This is a genomic window from Janthinobacterium sp. GW822-FHT07H11 (assembly GCF_058798615.1).
In genome coordinates, this window is record NZ_CM179507.1 from 5795441 (window position 1) to 5813695 (window position 18255).

The following is an 18255-nucleotide window of genomic DNA, read 5'->3' on the forward strand; positions in this document are numbered from 1 at the left end:
GCCGCGTTCAGGCGGCGACGCGGAAGCGCGACACCGAGTTTTTCAATTCCTGCGCCAGCATCGACAACTTATGAATCGATTGCGCCGTTTGCTGCGTGCCATCCTGCGTCTGCTCCGTCACGCTCAGGATATGCTGGATGTTCAGGGCCACGCCGCTGGCCGAGCCGGCCTGCGTGCCGGTGGCGAACGAAATGCCCTGGATCAGTTCAGCCAGGTGGTTCGACACCTGGCTGATGTCGTTCAGCGCGGCACCGGCGGCATCGGACAGGCGCGCGCCTTCGACCACGCCCTGCGTCGATGTCTCCATCGCCTTGGTGGCATCCTGGGTATCGGCCTGGATGGTGCGCACCAGCGCGCCGATCTGCTTGGCGGCGGCGGCCGAGCGTTCGGCCAGGCGCTGCACTTCCTCGGCCACCACGGAAAAACCCCGTCCCGCCTCGCCGGCCGACGCGGCCTGGATGGCGGCGTTCAGCGCCAGCACGTTCGTCTGCTCGGTGATGTCGGAAATGAGTTCGGTGATTTCGCCGATTTCCTGCGACGACTCGCCCAGGCGCTTGATGCGCTTGGACGTGTCCTGGATCTGCTCGCGGATTTCATGCATGCCCTTGATGGCGTTTTCCACCGCCGTCGATCCCTGCAGCGCGGCCGCCACCGACTGGCGCGCCACGTCGGCCGATTCGCTGGCCGACTTCGACACGTCGGTAATGGCATTGGCCATCTTGACCACCGTGGCGCTGACGCCCTGGATTTCGCGCGACTGCTGCTGCGAAGCGATCAGCAGCTTGCTGGAAATGCTTTGCGCCTGCGTCGAGGCGCGGTTCACCTGCTCGGCCGTGGCCGTCACGCGCCCCACCAGGCCGCGCAGCTCCTCGACCGTGTAATTGACGGAATCAGCGATGGCGCCCGTGATGTCCGCCGACACCGTGGCCTGCACCGTCAGGTCGCCATCGGCCACTTTCTGCAATTCGTTCATCAGGCGCAGGATGGCCGCCTGGTTCTGCTCATTCGTGGCCTTCGCCTGTTCTTCCTTTTCCTGCGACAGCAGGCGCTGGATTTCCGCTTCCTGGCGGCGGCGCTCGGCCTCGCGCGTGCGGTTGACGGAATCCTGCAGCAGCACGCGGCCGATGCCGGCCGCCGCAACCAGGGTCAGCAGCACGCCAGCCACCATCAGCCAGAAAGCCAGGCCCAGGGTTTCCTGGTTGGCGTGGTACATCTGCTGCAACAGGGTCAGGCGCTGGCGCAAGTCTTCGTTTTCGCTGAAGATCAGCTGCTCCGCGCTTTTCGCCGAGCTGAATTTATCGAGCCGGTCGAGGATTGACGACACCAGCTTCTGGTAGGCGTCAAAGCTCGTCTTCAGGGCCACCAGCTGCTCGCGCAACTGCACGTCGCGCGTGGCCGCCAGCTGCAGCGAAACGCTGCCGTTGAGCAGTCCTTCGACGGCGGCGCGGAAATAAGTCGTGTCGCGTCCCAGCGAAAATGCCGTTTCCGAACTGATGCTGCCGGAACCGAGGAATTCGCTGGCGCTGCGGCTCATGCGCTGGCTCAGCATCATCAGGCGGCCGATGACGGCCAGCTCGCGGCCGCTGCCGCCCCGCTGCACCTTCAGCGCGGCGATTTCCTCGGCCTGTGCCAGCAACTCCGGCGACAGCGCGTTCAACTGCTGCAAAGTCTTGTCGAATTCGCCGAGTTCCGTTTTCAGGCGCAGGATGGTGCTGGCGGCGCGGTCGCTGCTGGCCCATTTCCGGCGCGCGTCGGCCACCGCCGCCAGCAGGCCGGAACGCGATTCACCGATGTCGCGGCCGTGATACGTCCCGCCGCGCACCATCAGGCGGAAGTCCTGGTTCAGTTCATTGCGGCTTTCCTCGAGCTGGCGGAACGCGTCCGGATTGCCCTGTACCGCGTTCGGCGCCGCCTTGCCGATGCGCTGCGAATGCATCAGCGCATCGCTGGCCAGCTGCGTCTGCGCTGATGCGATATTGCCGCTGCGCGTGTTCAATCCCACGAACAGCAGGCTGGCCGCCAGGCTCAGGGCCATCACGGTCGACAGGATGCTCAATTGTTTTTGCAGCGGCAAGTGGCCGATCAGCGGCAGCTTCAAGTCGCTCGCCGGCGCGCTGGCCAGCGACTTGCGCCGTCCCAGCGCGTCGCGCAGGCGCAGCGGCAGGTCGGCCGGCAGCGCCGCCTCGGCCTGGCCGCCGCTGTCCGCTTCGGGCATGCCGGACGCCAGGATCGGAGAGTGTGCACCCATCAGCCGATATCCTTGTGCAGCGGCAGGCCGCCAAAGCCGGCGTCGAGGAAGCGCTCCGATTGCGCCAGCAGCGCCAGGTCCAGGCGCAGCCACCGTTGCTGTTCGCTGTCGCGCAGCGTGTGTGCGGCCCACGGCAGCGCGTGGTGCAGCGGCGCGCAGGCGCGCATTTCGCGCTGCTGCCGCAAGCCCAGCACGCGCTCGACCAGCAGCGCGCAGTTCATGCCCAGGCGCGGCGCAAAGGTGATGATGCGGCTGTCCGCGCCCGGCACGCAGGCCGCCTGACCCATGTAGCGCGCCAGGTCGATGATGGCCGTCAGGCGCCCGCGCATGGCGGCCAGGCCCAGGTACCAGTCCTGCGCCAGCGGCACGCCCTGGATCTGCATGCCGGCAGGGATGACGATTTCACCGAGTTGCGTCAGGTCCAGCAGGCAGCGCTGACCGCCGAGCATCACGCCCAATTCCTTGCGTGCGGCCAGCGCGCCGCTGCGCGCGGCCTGCACCCGCGCCAGCAACTGCAACTGGTACTGGCGCAGGCGCCCCTGCCGCGCGCCTGCCTCGATGCTCGGCAGGGCGGCGGCGGGCAGGAAAGCGGCGACAGGCGCGCCATTGCCGGGCATCGTCCGCATTGCCTAGGAAAGCGCCGCGATCTTGGCCAGCAGGTCGGCTTCGACCACGGGCTTGACCAGGTAATCGCGCGCGCCCTGGCGCAGGCCCCAGATGCGGTCCGTTTCCTGGCTTTTGCTGGAGCAGATAATCACCGGCACGTCCTGCAGCTCGGGATCGCGCGCGATCGCGCGCGTGATCTGGAAGCCATTCGCACCGGGCATCACCACGTCCATCAGGATCAGGTCGGGCCTGGCCTGCTTCAATTGTGCCAGCGCGTCGGCGCCATCTTCCGCCGTAGTGACGGCGTAACCGGCGCGCACCAGCATCTGGCTCAGGTAGTAACGTTCTGTCGGCGAATCATCGACGATCAGAATTGTGTGTATGGACATCTGCTTCCTTGCTTTCAATCGTACTAAAAACGGCTGGCCAAATGCAGCCGCACGGCCGCCAGCAGCGCCTCGCGCGTCAGCGGCTTGGCCAGGCAGGCGCTGGCGCCAGCCATGGCGCCGCGCGCGCGCTCGAACAAGCCCTCTTTCGACGACAGCATCAGCACCGGCGTGGCATGAAACTCGGCGCTGGCCTTGATCAGCGCGCAAGTGCGGTAGCCATCGAGGCGCGGCATCAGGATATCGCACACGATCAGCGCGGGACGGCAATCGCCGATCTTCGCCAGCGCATCGAAGCCGTTCTCCGCCACCACCACGCGATAGCCCGCCTCGCCCAGGTATTTCCCGACCGAGCAGCGCATGGTGGCGCTGTCGTCGATGACCAGGATCGTCGCGCCGGCGGCAGCTGGCAAGACTTCGGGCAATAGCGGACTCGTCATTTGATTATTCGGCAATCTTTCATACCATAGCATATGCTGCCGGCAAACGCCGTTGCCAGCCTGCCGGCGCGCCGCATGGCATGCTTATCGATTAAGATTACTTAAATGGCCACCATTTCAAAATCATCCTTGCGCGCACCGCATTCAGGACAGGTCCAGTTCATCGGAACGTCGGCCCAACGCGTGCCGGGAGCGATGTCTTCGTCGGGCAGGCCGGCTGCTTCATCATAAACCCAGCCGCAAATAAGACACATCCACGTTTGGAATTGCTGCGTTGTTTCGTTGCTACTCACGTTCTGCCACCCTTCAATCAAGTAAAATGCTGAATTAGGTATCTTAATCTACCCGCCGTGCAAAACCAAACTTCTCCCCTCATATTAAGCTTCGGCGTGTCCGATCCTGTCGGCGCGATCGGCATCCAGGCCGACCTGGCCACCTTTTCAGCCTTCGGCTGCCACGGCCTGTCCGTCACCACGGGCCTCCTGATCAGCGATACGGCGCGCGTGGAAGACGTGCAGGCGATCGACCCGGACTGGGTCTCCGACCAGGCGCGCGTGCTGCTGGAAGACATGTCCGTGTCGGCCATCAAGATCGGCGCGCTGGGCAGCGTGGAAAACGTCACGGCCATCGCCGAAATCGTTTCCGACTATCCGAACGTGCCGCTGATCCTCGATCCCTTTATTTCAGCGCTGCCGGAACAGGGCATGGACGACGAAGACATCCTCACCGCCGTGCGCCAGCTCCTGATCCCGCAAACGACCTTGCTGGTGCTCTCGCCGGTGGAACTGGAACGCCTGGCCGAAACCTGGCGCGACGCCGACCCGGACGACACGCTGCAAAACGACGTCGACTACCTGGTGGCGCTGGGCTGCGAATACGTGCTCGTCACCGGCATGCCGGCCGACGCCAGCAAGACTGGCACGGGCGAAGGCAAGCTGCGCGCCAATACCCTGTTCGGCGAAGACGGCGTGGTACGCCACGACGAGTGGCGCCACCTGCCCGGCATCTTCAACGGCGCCGGCAGCACCCTGTCGGCAGCCGCCACCGCCCTGCTGGCCCTGGCGGACAATGAAGACGACGTGCCGCAGGTGGTGGTGGCGGCGCAGGAATTCACCACCGGCGCGCTGGCGCACGCGCAGCGCCACGGCATGGGCAAGCTGGTGCCGAACCGGCTGTTCCAGCTGCAGCAGCAGCGCGGCGCCCAGTAATCCCGTCCAGACAAATACAGACGACCCAGACAACGATCCACTTTCAAGGCACGATTATCATGACGACGACTTCCCAGAACGACATCCTGTTTACCCGCGCGCAAAAAACCACGCCAGGCGGCGTCAACTCGCCCGTGCGCGCCTTCCGCTCGGTGGGCGGCACGCCGCGCTTCATCACGCGCGCCGAAGGCCCGTACTTCTGGGACGCGGACGGCAAGCGCTATATCGACTACATCGGCTCCTGGGGCCCGGCCATCGTCGGCCATGCCCACCCGCAAGTGGTCAAGGCGGTGCAGGACGCGGCCGCGCTGGGCCTGTCGTTCGGCGCGCCGACCGAAGGCGAAGTGCTGATGGCCGAGGAAATCACGCGCCTGGTGCCGTCCATCGAGCAGGTACGCCTGGTCTCGTCGGGCACGGAAGCGACCATGAGCGCGCTGCGCCTGGCGCGCGGCGCCACGGGGCGCGACAAGATCGTCAAGTTCGAGGGCTGCTACCACGGCCACGCCGATTCGCTGCTGGTGAAGGCCGGCAGCGGCCTGCTCACCTTCGGCAACCCGACTTCGGCCGGCGTACCGGAAGATTTTGTGAAGCACACCCTGGTGCTCGACTATAACAACGTGGAACAGCTGAAGGACGCCTTCGACAGCTTCGGCGCGGAAATCGCCTGCGTCATCGTCGAACCCGTGGCCGGCAACATGAACCTGGTGAAAGCCACGCCGGCATTCCTGCAGGCGATGCGCGAACTGTGCACGCAGCACGGCGCGCTGCTCATTTTCGACGAAGTCATGTGCGGCTTCCGCGTCGCCCTGGGCGGCGCGCAAGCGCTGTATGGCATCAAGCCGGACCTTACCGCCCTGGGCAAGGTGATCGGCGGCGGCATGCCGGTGGCAGCCTTCGGCGGCAGCGCGGCACTGATGCACCATATGGCGCCGCTGGGCGCCGTCTACCAGGCCGGCACCCTGTCGGGCAACCCGGTGGCCGTGGCGGCCGGCATGACGACCCTGAAACTGATCCAGCAGCCGGGCTTCTACGAGCAGCTGGGCGCCACCGCCAAGCGCCTGGCCGACGGCCTGACCGCCGCCGCAAAAGAGGCGGGCGTGGTCTTCTGCGCCGATGCCATCGGCGGCATGTTCGGCATTTATTTCAGCGAAACGCCGCCGACCAGCTATGCGGAAATGATGGCCGGCGACCGTAGCAAGTTCAATGCCTTCTTCCACGCCATGCTCGACGAAGGCGTGTACTTCGCGCCAGCCGCCTTCGAGGCGGGCTTCGTCTCGGCGCAGCACGACGATGCCGTCATCGACGCCACCATCTCCGCTGCGCGCAAGGTATTCGCCAAGCTGGCGTAAGCGCCCCCCCAGCCGGATCTCACAGCGGCCCTCCCCGGCCGCTGCCCGCCCCCTATGCCGGCACCTGCCCCGCCGCGCTTCTTTATTGCTCAATGTCATTTGATGCAATGCACAAAATTTGACCAATATCCCTCTTTCCAGGTGAAAATGCAAAAAAAGTATCGGTTTTTCCACATGTAATCGGTAGCCCTGCCGTGCCCAACTGCCTAGAATGGGTCACATAAACCAATAACACGCCCGGCCCGCCATACGGCTGGAGCGCACGGTAACCCAGCAGGAGACACGCCATGACACGCATCCGCCTCGCCCCCGCCACGCCCCGACACCACTGCGCCTTTCCGCTCATCGCCTGAAGCGCGCGGAGCCCGCCATGAAACCCGATCTCGAAGTCGTCTGCGTGCGCCCCGATGAATCGTTTACGGCCTGGTCGCACGGCTACCCTTACCGCACGGTACGCTGGCATTTTCATCCCGAGTACGAAATCCAGCTGATCACCGACACCACCGGCAAGTATTTCGTGGGCGACTACATCGGCGATTTTGCACCGGGCAACCTGGTCATGTCCGGCCCCAACCTGCCGCATAACTGGGTCAGCGAATTGCCCGACAATCAGCCCGTGAAGCAGCGCTGCCTGATCTTGCAGTTCACGGGCGAATTCATCGCCAGCGCCATCGCCACCTTCCCCGAATTGCAGCCGGTCGAGACGCTGCTGGCCGAATCGCGCAGCGGCCTGCTGTTCACGCCGCAGGCGGGCGCCGCCGCCCGCCCCCTGATGCTCGAGCTGCTGGACGCGCGCGGCTGCCGCAGGGTACTGCTCTTCATTTCTCTGCTGGAATTGCTGCTGCGCGACGGCGAACGCAGGAAACTCTCCAGCCCCAGCTACCTGCCCGATCCGCACAGCTACATGGCGTCGAAGATCAACCTGGCGCTCGCTTACATCGGCAAGAACCTGTCGACCGAGCTGCGCGAATCGGAACTGGCCGAACTGATCGGGCAAAACGTCAGTTCCTTTTCGCGTTCGTTCAGCAAGCACACGGGTATTTCTTTTGTGCAATACGTGAACTTGCTCCGCATCAAACTGTCCTGCGAAATGCTCAGCAACAGCGCCTTGAGCATCACGGATATCTGTTACCAGGTGGGCTTTAACAATCTGTCGAATTTCAACCGGCAGTTTCTCGCGCACAAGGGGATTTCGCCGTCCAAGTTCCGCCGCTACGACGGCTTGAAAACATCGACGGCGACAGGCTGAATGCCTGGCGGCCAGTTTTTACGCTTCATGCCCCGGCAGCAGGCAAGGCAACGCTGCCACGATGACCATACAACCATTCTAAAAACCAAGGAGACGATGATGATGATGCTGAAAAAGAATTTGCTGGTCCTGGCTGCGGCCGCCGCAGGCGCCACCTGCCTGGCGCTGCCCGCCAGCGCGGCCCCGCTGAAGATCGGCATGTCCTTCCAGGAATTGAACAATCCGTATTTCATTACCATGAAAAAGGCGCTGGAAGAGGCGGCAGCGAGCATCGGCGCCACGGTGGTGATCACCGACGCGCGCCACGACGTGGCGAAGCAGACCAGCGACGTGGAAGACATGATCCAGAAAAAAATCGACATCCTGCTGCTCAACCCCACCGATTCGGTGGGCATCCAGTCGGCCGTCAAGTCGGCCAACGCCGCCGGCGTGATCGTCGTCGCCGTCGATGCGAATGCCAATGGCCCCGTCGATTCCTTTGTCGGTTCGAAGAATTTCAATGCGGGCCAGCTCGCCTGCACCTACCTGGCCAAGAGCCTGGACGGCAAGGGCGACGTGGCCATCCTCGACGGCATTCCCGTCGTGCCCATCCTGGAGCGGGTGCGCGGCTGCAAGGATGCGCTGGCGGCCTTTCCTGGCATTAAGATCGTCACCACCCAGAATGGCAAGCAGGAGCGCGACCAGGCCTTGACGGTCACGGAAAACATCCTGCAGGCGCAGCCCAGGCTGAAAGGCATTTTCAGCGTCAACGATGGCGGTGCCATGGGCGCGCTCTCGGCCATCGAGGCGAGCGGCAAGGACGTGAAACTGACGAGCGTCGACGGCGCGCCGGAAGCGATCAAGGCGATGCTCAAGCCCAATTCCAAGTTCATCGCCACGGCAGCCCAGTTCCCGCGCGACCAGGTGCGCCTGGCGCTGGCCATCGCCATGGCCAAGAAATGGGGTGCCAACGTGCCGGCGCAGATCCCCGTCGAAGTCAAGCTGGTGGACAAGGCGGGCGCCAAGTCCTTCAGCTGGTAGGCAGCGCGGCAACCGCGCTTCCCCTCCCGCAGCCCGGCTGCGGGAGCGTCACCGTTATTCCGGGCTCATCATGCATACGATCTTGCAGCTACAACACATCACCAAGGGATTTCCCGGCGTGAAGGCATTGAACGATATCAACCTGGCCATCCGCCAGGGAGAAATCCATGCCTTGCTGGGTGAAAATGGCGCCGGCAAGTCCACCCTGATGAAAATTCTCAGTGGCATCTACCGGCCCGACGCGGGCAGCATCGTGGTTGACGGCCAGCCGCGCGACTTCCACAGCTATAACGATGCCATTGCCGCCGGCATCGCCATCATCTTCCAGGAATTTTCCCTGATTCCCTACCTGAATGCGGTGGAAAACATCTTCCTGGGGCGCGAACTGACGAATGCCGTGGGACTGCTGGCGAAAACGGCCATGCGGCGGCAGGCGGCGGCCATCTTTGCGCGGCTGGGCATCGAGATCGACCTGTCGGCCGAAATCAGCCAGCTCAGCATCGCCCAGCAGCAGTTCGTCGAGATCGGCAAGGCCCTCTCGCTGAACGCGCGCATCCTGATCCTCGACGAACCCACGGCTACCCTCACGCCCGGCGAGGCTGCCCACCTGTTCGCCATCATGCGCGAACTCAGGCAGCAAGGGGTGGCGATGATCTTCATCTCGCACCACATGGAAGAAATCTTCGAGATCTGCGACCGCATCACGGTCTTGCGCGACGGCCATTACGTGGGCATGACGGACGTGGCCGCCACCGATATCGACCAACTGGTGGAAATGATGGTGGGACGCAAGCTGGAAGCGAGTTTCCCGCCCAAGCCCGCGCGCCCGCCCGGCGCGCCCATCGTGCTCGATGCCCGCGATGTGCGCCTGCACAAGGACGGTCCCGTCAACCATTTCCAGCTGCACCAGGGCGAAATCCTCGGCTTTGCGGGCCTGGTCGGTTCGGGCCGCACGGAACTGGCGCTGGCGGTGATCGGTGCCCATCCGGCCTGGCACAAGGATATCCGCATCCATGGCGCGAAGGCCAGCCTCGGCGATCCGGCGGACGCGCTGCGGCACGGCATCGGTCTGTTGCCGGAAAGCCGCAAGGCGCAAGGCTTGATCCTCGATTTCGACATCACGGAAAATATTTCCATCAATAACCTAGGGAAATATACGGGCCATGGCCTGATCCACCGCCAGGCAGAACTCGCCGCCACGCGTGCCATGATGGCCAAGGTGGGCGTGAAGGCGCCCGGCCCCGGCACGCGCGTGGCTACCCTGAGCGGCGGCAACCAGCAAAAAGTGGTGATCGCCCGCTGGCTCAACCATCACTGCAAGATCCTTATCTTCGACGAGCCCACGCGCGGCATCGACGTGGGCGCGAAGGCGGAAATCTACCGCCTGATGCGCGAACTGACCAGCGATGGCTATTCCATCATCCTGATTTCATCTGAACTGCCGGAAATCACCGGCATGTGCGACCGGGTCGCCGTCTTCAGGCAGGGCGCCATCGTGGCCCTGCTGGAAGGCGCGTCCATTCATTCTAGCGAGGTAATGCGCCATGCAACAGCCGGTAAACACTGATCCTCTCGCCGCGCCGCGCCGCGGCATCGCGTCGCCCCTGTCGGCACGCTTGCTGTGGTCGCTGCTCAGGCAGTCGCCCGCCTTCCTGCCGCTGATCGGCCTGGTGCTGGTATCGGCGGCGATGGCGGCCACCACCGACCATTTCTTTTCCAGCGATAACCTGGTCAATATCGCGCGGCAGGTCTCGATCAACGCCATCATTGCCGTCGGCATGACGTGCGCCATCCTCAGCGGTGGCATTGACCTGTCGGTAGGCTCCGTGATGGCGCTGACGGGCACCCTGACGGCCGGACTGATGGTGGCCGGCCTGCCGCCCGGACTGGCCATTCTGGCCGGCCTGGCCGTGGGCATCGCCTTTGGCGTGGGCAACGGCTTCTTCGTCGCCTACGCCAAGATGCCGCCGATCATCGTCACCCTGGCCACCATGGGCATCGCGCGCGGACTGGCCCTGCTGTACACGGGCGGCTACCCGATCAACGACTTGCCCGACTGGTTCGAATTCTTTGGCCGCGGCAATGTGCTGGGCCTGCAAACGCCCATCCTGGCGATGCTGCTGGTATTCGGCATTGCCTATGTGCTGCTCGACCATACGCCGCTGGGCCGCTATATCTACGCCATCGGCGGCAACGAGGAAGCGACCCGCCTGAGCGGCGTGCGCGTGGCGCGCTACAAATTGCTCGTATATGCCCTCAGCGGCGGCACGGCCGCCATCGCGGGCCTGGTGCTGACGTCGCGCCTGATGAGCGGCCAGCCGAACGCGGGCATCGGCTTCGAACTGGACGCGATCGCCGCCGTCGTCATGGGCGGCACGGCCATCACGGGCGGGCGCGGCTCCATCCTCGGCACCCTGATCGGCGCCATCATGCTCGGCGTGCTGAATAACGGCCTGAACATGATGGGCGTCTCGCCCTACCTGCAAAACATCATCAAGGGCGTGATCATCCTGCTCGCCATTTACATCAGCCGCAACAGCAGCAAGCGCGCCTGACCACTTTCCCCACCCTGGAGCCCCGCATGAAGTACACCGAAGTCGAGATGCAAGCCGTCGTTTGCCACGGCCCAAAAGATTACCGCCTGCAAAAAATCCGGCGCCCCACGCCGCGCCTCAACGAACTGCTGATCCGCATCGCCGCCTGCGGCATCTGCGCCAGCGATTGCAAATGCCATTCGGGCGCCGCCATGTTCTGGGGCGGCGACGGCCAGCCATCGTGGGTCAAGCCGCCGGTGATCCCCGGCCACGAATTCTTCGGCTACGTGGTCGAGGCGGGCGAGCACGGCGAGGAGCACTTCGGCGTAAAAGTGGGCGACCGCATCATCGCCGAGCAGATTGTGCCTTGTGGCAAGTGCCGTTTTTGCAAATCCGGCAAATATTGGATGTGCGAGGTACATAACATCTTCGGCTTCCAGCGCGAGGTGGCCGATGGCGGCATGGCCGAATACATGCGCATCCCGCCCACCGCCCTGGTGCACAAGATTCCCGAATCCATTTCGCTGGAGGACGCCGCCATCATCGAGCCCATGGCGTGCGCCATCCATACGGTCAACCGCGCCGAAGTGCAGCTCGACGACGTGGTGGTGATCGCCGGCGCCGGGCCGCTGGGCTTGATGATGACGCAGATCGCCGCCCTGAAGACACCGAAGAAACTGGTGGTGATCGACATGGTGCCGGAACGCCTGGCGCTGGCAAGGCAATATGGCGCCCACGTCACCATCGATCCCGGCCAGGAAGATGCGCTGGCCGTCATCCATGGCTTGACGGACGGCTATGGCTGCGATGTATATATCGAAACGACGGGCGTGCCGGCCGGCGTGACGCAGGGCCTGAACCTGATCCGCAAGCTGGGCCGTTTCGTGGAATTCAGCGTGTTCGGCAAGGAAACCAGCGCCGACTGGTCCATCATCGGCGACCGCAAGGAACTCGACGTGCGCGGTTCGCACCTGGGACCGTATTGCTATCCGATTGCCATCGACCTGCTGGAACGGGGCCTGGTCACCTCGAAAGGCATCGTCACGCACGATTTTCCGCTGGAAGACTGGGAGCAGGCGTTCGCGCTGGCCAACTCGCTCGATTCCATCAAAGTGCTGCTGAAGCCGGCCTCGCAAGGCTAAGGGGAGCACGCATGGACTACGTCATCGGTGTCGATATCGGCACGCAAAGCACCAAGGCGCTGCTGGTCGATTGCAAGGGCGGCATCGTGGCCCAGCATGCGCACGGCTACCAGGTCGACACCCCCAGGCCCCTGTGGGCCGAGCAATGGCCTGCCGTGTGGTACGACGCCGTGGTGGCGTGCGTGCGGCAGGTGCTGCACGCCAGCGGCGTGCCGCCAGAACACGTCAAGGCCATCTGCGTGAGCAGCCTGTATGGCGGCTCCGGCATCCCCGTCGATGCCGCCATGCAAGCGCTGCACCCCTGCCTGATCTGGATGGACCGCCGCGCCACGGAAGAAGTGGCGTGGGTCAAGGAGCATGTCGACCTGGAACGCCTGCATGCCATCACCGGCAACGGCGTCGACAGCTATTACGGCTACACCAAGATGCTGTGGTTCAAGCGCCACCGGCCCGCCCTCTGGGACAAGACGCAGTACTTCCTGCCGCCGAACAGCTACATCAATTATCTGCTCAGCGGCGAAGTGGCCGTCGACCACAGTTCGGCCGGCAATATCGGCGGCGTGTACGACCTGGCTGCGCGCCGCTGGTCAGCCCCCATGCTGGCGGCACTCGGCATCCCTGCGCGCATGATGCCCGAGCGCCTCGTCGATTCGTCCGCAGTGGTGGGTGCGCTGCTGCCGCAGGCGGCGCAGCAACTCGGCTTGCTGGCAGGCACGCCCGTCATCGCCGGCGGCGTCGATGCGGCCGTGGCCACCTTCGCGGCTGGCGCCAGCCGCGCCGGGCAGCACGTGGCAATGATAGGCACCAGCATGTGCTGGGGCTATATCCACCAGCAAGTCGACGCGCGCCACGGCTTGATCAGCATGCCGCACGTATTCAACAGCCAGTCCGACCTGTATGTGTTTGGCGGCGCCATCACGGCCGGCGCCTCGGTCAGCTGGTTCCGCGACGAGTTTTGCCAGGCCGACGTGGCCGCGGCCAGGGAACTCGGGCATGCCGACGTGCACCAATTGATGGAAGACAAGGCGCAAGCCATCCCGCCCGGCGCGGACGGCGTGCTGTTCCTGCCCTACCTGATGGGCGAGCGCAGTCCCATCTGGGACGCCAGGGCCAGCGGCGCCTTCCTCGGCCTGAGCCTGTACCACGGCCGCGCCCATTTGTATCGCGCCGTGCTGGAAGGCGTGAGTTTTGCGCTGAAGCACAATATCGAGGCCGGCGCGAGGGGGACCGGCACGGTCGAACTCGATGACAAGCTGATCGTCGTCGGCGGCGCCGCCCACTCCCCCCTGTGGATGCAGATCATTGCCGATATCACCGGCTATCCCGTCTACACCATCGCGGAAAACGTGGAGGCGGCCCTGGGCGCGGCCTTGCTGGCGGCGCTCGGCGCTGGCCTGGTCGGCAAGGAAGCGGCGCAGCGGGGCTGGGTTACCCTGGTGCCGCGCAGCACGCCCCAGGCCAGCGCCAGCGCCACCTATCGCCTGGCATTCGCCCGCTACCGCGATGCCTATCCCGCCTTGCAACCATTGATGCACCGCATCCACAGCGACCACCAGGAGTAAAAGCCATGCCCTTCGATTTCAGCGGTAAGCAATTCATCGTCACGGGTGCCTCCAGCGGCATCGGCCTGGTCACGGCGCGCATGCTGGCCGCGGCCGGCGCCCGCGTGATCGCCATCGGGCAAAACGCCGGACGGCTGGCCGCGCTGGCCGCAGAAACGGGTTGCCAGCCCCTGCAGCTCGATATCAGCGACGCGCCGGCCATGGCGGCTGCGCTGGCCCCGCTGGAGCATATCGATGGACTCGTCAATTGTTCCGGCATCTCGCGGCTCGGTTCCTGCCTGGCGCTCGACGCCGCGGAGTTTGACCGCGTGATGGCCGTCAATGCGCGCGGCGCGGCCATGATGGCGCGCCATGTGGCGCAGGGCATGCTGCGCGACGGGCGGCGCGGCAGCATCGTGAATGTCTCCAGCCAGGCGTCGCTGGTGGCGCTGGACGAGCACCTGTCGTACTGTGCCTCGAAGGCGGCCCTCGACGCGATCACGCGCAGCCTGTGCCTGGAACTGGGGCCGCACGGCATCCGCGTCAACAGCGTCAATCCCACCGTGACCCTGACGCCGATGGCCGAGCAGGCGTGGAGCGATCCGGCCAAGAGCGGCCCCATGCTGGCCGCCATTCCGCTGCGCCGCTTCGCCACGCCGCAAGACGTGGCCGGTCCCATCCTGTTCCTGCTCAGCGACGCCGCCGCCATGATCAGCGGCGTCAGCCTGCCGGTCGATGGCGGCTATACCTGCCGCTAGGCTGGCTGCCGCGCGGCAGCGGCCTGCATGACATCCGCCACCAGCGCCGGCAGGCTGGCCATGTCGCTGAACACCCGGTGTGCGCCGGCCGCCTTCAGCCGCGCTTCCTGGCCGGCGGCGATATGCCCGCCACCGATGAACCCCAGTACCGTCATGCCGGCCGCGGCGGCGGCCGTGACGCCCGTGACACTGTCTTCCAGCACCAGGCACTGGCCGGGTGGCACGTCGAAGGCGGCCGCCGCCGCCAGGTACAGGCCCGGATGCGGTTTCGCATGGCCCACCAGATCGGGCGTGAAGACGCGGCGGTCGAACAGGGACGCCATGCCAGTCCGCTCGAGCGCCGACAGCACGCGCGCGCTGACGCTGTTCGACGCCACGGCCTTCGGCAGGGGAATCGCGGCCAGCGCCTGCGCCACGCCAGGCACGGCGCTCAGCTGCGTATCGCACATCGCATCGACCGCATTGCCAATTGCCATGGCCTCATCGTGCGGCAATGGCGCCAGCCCCAATTCCAGGTAGATGTCTTGCAACAGCGGCAGCAAACGCTGGCCCAGCCGCGGTTCGATCAAGCCTTGCAAGGTGACGCCTTCGGGCAGGTTCGGCAGGCGCGGCGCCAGCAATTCCAGCAACGCTTGCATGGCCACGGCTTCGCTGTCGATCAGCACGCCATCGCAGTCGCTGATCAGATGGGTGAAGCGCGGTGGGGTGGTGGCGGTATCAGGCATGGACTCTCCAAAAGAACGGCGGTGACGGGAAATGCGGCGGCCAGGCGGCAGCGCCGCAACGATCATACGGTGATGCAGGCGCGCGCTGCCACGCCAAAAACGGGTCGATAGCGATACTTTTTTTCAGGGAAGACGGCCAACAGGGGCAAGAATGATGGCGGCGAAAAACAAATACCAATTCAATACCACGCAAGACCAGTGATTATCGCCGATTTTTGAATTTGCTGCGCTCGCCCGGGAATCCGCACAAGATCCGGTGGCGGCGCCGGGATGCGAAGGCGTCCCGGCGCAGAAGGCTTATTTCAGCCAGCCGCGGTGGCGGAAGTACAGGAAGGGCGCGATGGCGCTGGTGATCATCAGGCCCCAGGCCCATGGGTAGCCGAACGACCATTCCAGCTCCGGCATCAGCTTGAAGTTCATGCCGTACACGCTGGCGATCAGGGTGGGCGGCAGGAAGGCCACGCTGGCCACCGAGAAGATCTTGATGATCTTGTTCTGGTTGATGTTGATGAAGCCGACGGTGGCGTCCATCAGGAAGTTGATCTTATCAAACAGGAAAGACGTATGGCCATCGAGCGATTCGATATCGCGCAAGATCTGTCGCGCTTCCTCGAACTGCTCGGAATTGAGCAAGCGGCCACGCATCAGAAAGCTCACGGCGCGGCGCGTATCCATCATGTTGCGGCGGATACGGCCGTTCAAATCTTCCTCGTGGGCAATGGCATTCAGCGCTTCGGCCGCGTGCGCATCGGTAAATTCCTTTTGCAGCACGCGCGTGCTGACTTCTTCCAGGTTCTGGTAGATGCCTTCCAACACGTCGGCCGAATATTCGGCATCGGTGGCGTACAGGTCCAGCAGCACATCCATGTAGTCGGCAATCGATCCTGGCCGCGAGCGGGCGCGCATGCGCACCAGGCGGAACACGGGCAGGTCGTCCGTATGCATGGAAAACAAAATCTTGCGGGCAAGAATGAAGGCCACGGTGATGACGCGCGATGGCCCGTCGTCTTCTTCGCGCAAGAAGTCCGTGCGCAGGTGCAAGTCGCCGTTTTCCGCCTCGTAGTAGCGGGCCGACGCTTCAATATCCTTGACTTCGTCTTCGCCCGGCAGGGTGACGTTGTAGATGGCCTTGACCCAGGCCCGTTCATCATCGGTGGGGTCGGTCAGGTCGACCCAGACCGGTTCGGCGTTTTCGAGGTCTGCGCGGCTGTCGATCGGCACCTGGTTGAGCCGGCCATTCTGTAGTACAAAAACATTGATCATGCGCGCTCTCAGCCGGATGTTGGGTTATCGTGATGTGCTGGCGCTTGCGCCAAAAATGAAAACAGCGCAAGTGTACCCGCAAAGGCCTTTTCACGACCACCCCTCGCCACGGCTTTTTCACGGAAAATGTGTGGAGAAGCAGCAAGGGGCCGGATTAAGATGCTGCATCGTAATTGTATCAATTATGCACATTTGATTTTATGAAAATCAATGTCGCCTGCCATCAAGGCAGTTCGGCCGCGCCCATGCGGCGCAGGATGACACTGGTGCGCCGGTTCAGGTAACCCGTGTCGCGATGCCGGTCGTAAAAGCGGGGATTCGGCAGCATCACGGCCAGCTTCGCCGCCTGCGCCGCGCTCAGGCCCGCCGCGCTGACGTGATAATAATGGCGGGCGGCCGCCTCGGCGCCAAAGATACCCGTGCCAAATTCCACCACGTTCAGGTAAATCTCGAAAATGCGCTGCTTGTCCATCAGGCTTTCCAGCATGTAGGTGATGATCAGTTCCTGGCCCTTGCGCACATAGCTGCGCGAGCCGGACAGGAACAGATTCTTCGCCAGCTGCTGCGTGATGGTGGAGCCACCGGCCACGACCTTCTGCTTCTTGCTGTTTTTTTCATACGCCTTTTGCAAGGCTTCCCAGTCGACGCCTTCATGCTCGGAAAAATTCGCGTCTTCCGAGGCGATGATGGCGCGTTTCAGATTGTTCGAGATGCGGTTGTACGGCACCCACGTCTGCTGGATGGTGGCGTTCGGATTCTTTTCCTGCAATACCGACAACTGTTCGCGCATGAAGGCCGTGCTGGATGGATTGTGGTCGACCCACCACCAGATTTGCAGGAAGAAATACAGTTGCACGACGATAAAGGCCAGCACGGGTACGATGAACAGCCACTTGATCCAGCCGTAGCGACCGCCGCCGCCCCTGCGGCCGCCTTTGCGCAGCGCGCTCACAAGGCAGCGCGCAACTGCGCCAGCAAATCCTGCGTCCCTGGCCGCACACCGCGCCACACGTCAAACGCTTCGGCCGCCTGCTCCACCAGCATGCCCAGGCCGTCGCGCACCTGCGCGCCATGCTGGGCGGCAAAATCCATGAAGACGGTGGGCTGGGCGCCATACATCATGTCGAGCGCCAGCGTGCCACTGCCAAAAACACCGGGCGGCACGGGCGGCAAGTCGCCCGCCAGGCTGGCCGAGGTGGCGTTGATGACGATATCGTAGACGCCGTCGGGCTGCGTGTAGCCGCCAGCGCGCAGCTGGGCAGCGTGACTCGCCGCATCCGCAAACTGCGCCACCAGCGCCTCGGCCGTGGCCACGGTGCGGTTGGCGATGAACAATTCCTTGGGCCCCTGTTCCAGCAAGGGCAACACCACGCCGCGCGCGGCCCCGCCCGCGCCCAGCAGCAGGACCCGCTTGCCGGCGATGGCCACGCCCGCGTTGCGCATGATATCGGCCACCAGGCCCGCGCCATCGGTATTGTCGCCAAGAATGGTGTTCCCATCGAAGCGCAGGGTATTCACGGCGCCGGCGGCCCTGGCCCGCGGCGTCAGCTCGGTAGCCAGCGCGCACGCGTCCAGCTTGAAGGGCACCGTCACGTTCGCGCCCTTGCCGCCCTCGGCCGCAAACGTCCGGGCCGCCAGCGCAAAACCGTCCAGCGGCGCCAGACGGCGCTCGTAGACGAGGGACTCGCCCGTCTGCAGGGCAAACGCGGCGTGGATCAAGGGGGACTTGCTGTGCGCGACAGGATTGCCAAAGACACAATATTGATCGGGATTCATCTCATTTTTA

Annotated in this window: 18 protein-coding genes; 9 read left to right on the forward strand and 9 right to left on the reverse strand. The window is 64.3% G+C overall.

From position 1 onward, the window contains the following. Window positions 1–7: 7 nt before the first annotated feature. The 5 genes from AC3RCJ_RS25590 to AC3RCJ_RS25610 all read right to left on the reverse strand — a co-directional run bounded on the left by AC3RCJ_RS25590 (window position 8) and on the right by AC3RCJ_RS25610 (window position 3934). Window positions 8–2248, reverse strand: coding sequence for a methyl-accepting chemotaxis protein (locus AC3RCJ_RS25590; RefSeq protein ID WP_492957076.1), 2241 nt, complete (start codon window positions 2246–2248; stop codon window positions 8–10). Then, a complete protein-coding gene (locus AC3RCJ_RS25595; RefSeq protein WP_492957077.1) occupies window positions 2248–2865 on the reverse strand; it encodes a chemotaxis protein CheW in 618 nt (205 codons plus the stop codon). The genes AC3RCJ_RS25590 and AC3RCJ_RS25595 overlap by 1 nt, the downstream gene beginning before the upstream one ends. A 12-nt stretch (window positions 2866–2877) precedes the next feature. Further along, window positions 2878–3243: a response regulator gene (locus AC3RCJ_RS25600; protein WP_492957078.1), complete on the reverse strand. Its 366-nt coding sequence runs from the start codon at window positions 3241–3243 to the stop codon at window positions 2878–2880. A gap of 23 nt (window positions 3244–3266) precedes the next feature. Continuing rightward, the gene (locus AC3RCJ_RS25605) at window positions 3267–3680 is read right to left on the reverse strand and encodes a response regulator (protein WP_492957079.1); all 414 of its coding nucleotides are present in this window, start codon (window positions 3678–3680) and stop codon (window positions 3267–3269) included. 101 nt (window positions 3681–3781) lie between these two features. Next, on the reverse strand, window positions 3782–3934 hold the full coding sequence (locus tag AC3RCJ_RS25610; RefSeq protein ID WP_038488910.1) for a rubredoxin: 153 nt from the start codon (window positions 3932–3934) through the stop codon (window positions 3782–3784). Window positions 3935–4030: 96 nt separating this feature from the next. Here AC3RCJ_RS25610 and thiD point away from each other — a divergent pair, with 96 nt between their 5' ends. The 9 genes from thiD to AC3RCJ_RS25655 all read left to right on the forward strand — a co-directional run bounded on the left by thiD (window position 4031) and on the right by AC3RCJ_RS25655 (window position 14481). After that, window positions 4031–4888: a bifunctional hydroxymethylpyrimidine kinase/phosphomethylpyrimidine kinase gene (thiD, locus tag AC3RCJ_RS25615; protein ID WP_492957080.1), complete on the forward strand. Its 858-nt coding sequence runs from the start codon at window positions 4031–4033 to the stop codon at window positions 4886–4888. A 59-nt stretch (window positions 4889–4947) separates the two neighbouring features. After that, window positions 4948–6237, forward strand: coding sequence for a glutamate-1-semialdehyde 2,1-aminomutase (gene hemL / locus AC3RCJ_RS25620; protein ID WP_492957081.1), 1290 nt, complete (start codon window positions 4948–4950; stop codon window positions 6235–6237). A 370-nt stretch (window positions 6238–6607) separates the two neighbouring features. Beyond that, a complete protein-coding gene (locus tag AC3RCJ_RS25625; RefSeq protein WP_492957082.1) occupies window positions 6608–7486 on the forward strand; it encodes a helix-turn-helix domain-containing protein in 879 nt (292 codons plus the stop codon). A 102-nt stretch (window positions 7487–7588) separates the two neighbouring features. Further along, entirely contained in the window at window positions 7589–8506 is a 918-nt protein-coding gene (locus AC3RCJ_RS25630) for an ABC transporter substrate-binding protein (RefSeq protein WP_492957285.1), read from the forward strand. Window positions 8507–8576: 70 nt separating this feature from the next. Beyond that, window positions 8577–10073 (forward strand): sugar ABC transporter ATP-binding protein, encoded by a 1497-nt coding sequence (locus AC3RCJ_RS25635; RefSeq protein WP_492957083.1) that lies wholly within the window; start codon window positions 8577–8579, stop codon window positions 10071–10073. Further along, window positions 10051–11061 (forward strand): ABC transporter permease, encoded by a 1011-nt coding sequence (locus tag AC3RCJ_RS25640; RefSeq protein WP_492957084.1) that lies wholly within the window; start codon window positions 10051–10053, stop codon window positions 11059–11061. The genes AC3RCJ_RS25635 and AC3RCJ_RS25640 overlap by 23 nt, the downstream gene beginning before the upstream one ends. 26 nt (window positions 11062–11087) lie before the next feature. After that, window positions 11088–12182, forward strand: coding sequence for an alcohol dehydrogenase catalytic domain-containing protein (locus tag AC3RCJ_RS25645; protein WP_492957085.1), 1095 nt, complete (start codon window positions 11088–11090; stop codon window positions 12180–12182). Between the two features lie 11 nt (window positions 12183–12193). Then, a complete protein-coding gene (locus tag AC3RCJ_RS25650) occupies window positions 12194–13744 on the forward strand; it encodes an FGGY-family carbohydrate kinase (RefSeq protein WP_492957086.1) in 1551 nt (516 codons plus the stop codon). A 5-nt stretch (window positions 13745–13749) separates the two neighbouring features. Then, complete coding sequence (locus tag AC3RCJ_RS25655; RefSeq protein WP_492957087.1) at window positions 13750–14481, forward strand: SDR family oxidoreductase; 732 nt, start codon at window positions 13750–13752, stop codon at window positions 14479–14481. Here AC3RCJ_RS25655 and AC3RCJ_RS25660 read toward each other — a convergent pair. The 4 genes from AC3RCJ_RS25660 to aroE all read right to left on the reverse strand — a co-directional run bounded on the left by AC3RCJ_RS25660 (window position 14478) and on the right by aroE (window position 18245). Then, complete coding sequence (locus AC3RCJ_RS25660; RefSeq protein WP_492957088.1) at window positions 14478–15206, reverse strand: HAD-IA family hydrolase; 729 nt, start codon at window positions 15204–15206, stop codon at window positions 14478–14480. The two genes, AC3RCJ_RS25655 and AC3RCJ_RS25660, sit on opposite strands and share 4 nt — an antisense overlap. A gap of 297 nt (window positions 15207–15503) precedes the next feature. Beyond that, entirely contained in the window at window positions 15504–16469 is a 966-nt protein-coding gene (corA, locus tag AC3RCJ_RS25665) for a magnesium/cobalt transporter CorA (RefSeq protein WP_034746658.1), read from the reverse strand. Between the two features lie 223 nt (window positions 16470–16692). After that, the gene (mtgA, locus tag AC3RCJ_RS25670) at window positions 16693–17421 is read right to left on the reverse strand and encodes a monofunctional biosynthetic peptidoglycan transglycosylase (RefSeq protein ID WP_492957089.1); all 729 of its coding nucleotides are present in this window, start codon (window positions 17419–17421) and stop codon (window positions 16693–16695) included. Further along, the gene (gene aroE, locus AC3RCJ_RS25675) at window positions 17418–18245 is read right to left on the reverse strand and encodes a shikimate dehydrogenase (protein WP_492957090.1); all 828 of its coding nucleotides are present in this window, start codon (window positions 18243–18245) and stop codon (window positions 17418–17420) included. Before aroE ends, mtgA begins: the two co-directional genes overlap by 4 nt. Between the last annotated feature and the right edge of the window lie 10 nt (window positions 18246–18255).

Bases quoted from the DNA above. Each gene is read 5' to 3' on its own strand.
- AC3RCJ_RS25635 (WP_492957083.1), top strand. From the start codon at position 8,577: ATGCATACGATCTTGCAGCTACAACACATCACCAAGGGATTTCCCGGC.
- AC3RCJ_RS25645 (WP_492957085.1), top strand. From the start codon at position 11,088: ATGAAGTACACCGAAGTCGAGATGCAAGCCGTCGTTTGCCACGGCCCA.
- AC3RCJ_RS25595 (WP_492957077.1), bottom strand. From the start codon at position 2,865: ATGCCCGGCAATGGCGCGCCTGTCGCCGCTTTCCTGCCCGCCGCCGCC.
- aroE (WP_492957090.1), bottom strand. From the start codon at position 18,245: ATGAATCCCGATCAATATTGTGTCTTTGGCAATCCTGTCGCGCACAGC.
- AC3RCJ_RS25630 (WP_492957285.1), top strand. From the start codon at position 7,589: ATGATGCTGAAAAAGAATTTGCTGGTCCTGGCTGCGGCCGCCGCAGGC.
- AC3RCJ_RS25660 (WP_492957088.1), bottom strand. From the start codon at position 15,206: ATGCCTGATACCGCCACCACCCCACCGCGCTTCACCCATCTGATCAGC.
- AC3RCJ_RS25600 (WP_492957078.1), bottom strand. From the start codon at position 3,243: ATGTCCATACACACAATTCTGATCGTCGATGATTCGCCGACAGAACGT.
- AC3RCJ_RS25640 (WP_492957084.1), top strand. From the start codon at position 10,051: ATGCAACAGCCGGTAAACACTGATCCTCTCGCCGCGCCGCGCCGCGGC.
- hemL (WP_492957081.1), top strand. From the start codon at position 4,948: ATGACGACGACTTCCCAGAACGACATCCTGTTTACCCGCGCGCAAAAA.
- AC3RCJ_RS25610 (WP_038488910.1), bottom strand. From the start codon at position 3,934: ATGTGTCTTATTTGCGGCTGGGTTTATGATGAAGCAGCCGGCCTGCCC.
- AC3RCJ_RS25590 (WP_492957076.1), bottom strand. From the start codon at position 2,248: ATGGGTGCACACTCTCCGATCCTGGCGTCCGGCATGCCCGAAGCGGAC.
- AC3RCJ_RS25625 (WP_492957082.1), top strand. From the start codon at position 6,608: ATGAAACCCGATCTCGAAGTCGTCTGCGTGCGCCCCGATGAATCGTTT.
- AC3RCJ_RS25650 (WP_492957086.1), top strand. From the start codon at position 12,194: ATGGACTACGTCATCGGTGTCGATATCGGCACGCAAAGCACCAAGGCG.
- AC3RCJ_RS25655 (WP_492957087.1), top strand. From the start codon at position 13,750: ATGCCCTTCGATTTCAGCGGTAAGCAATTCATCGTCACGGGTGCCTCC.
- corA (WP_034746658.1), bottom strand. From the start codon at position 16,469: ATGATCAATGTTTTTGTACTACAGAATGGCCGGCTCAACCAGGTGCCG.
- AC3RCJ_RS25605 (WP_492957079.1), bottom strand. From the start codon at position 3,680: ATGACGAGTCCGCTATTGCCCGAAGTCTTGCCAGCTGCCGCCGGCGCG.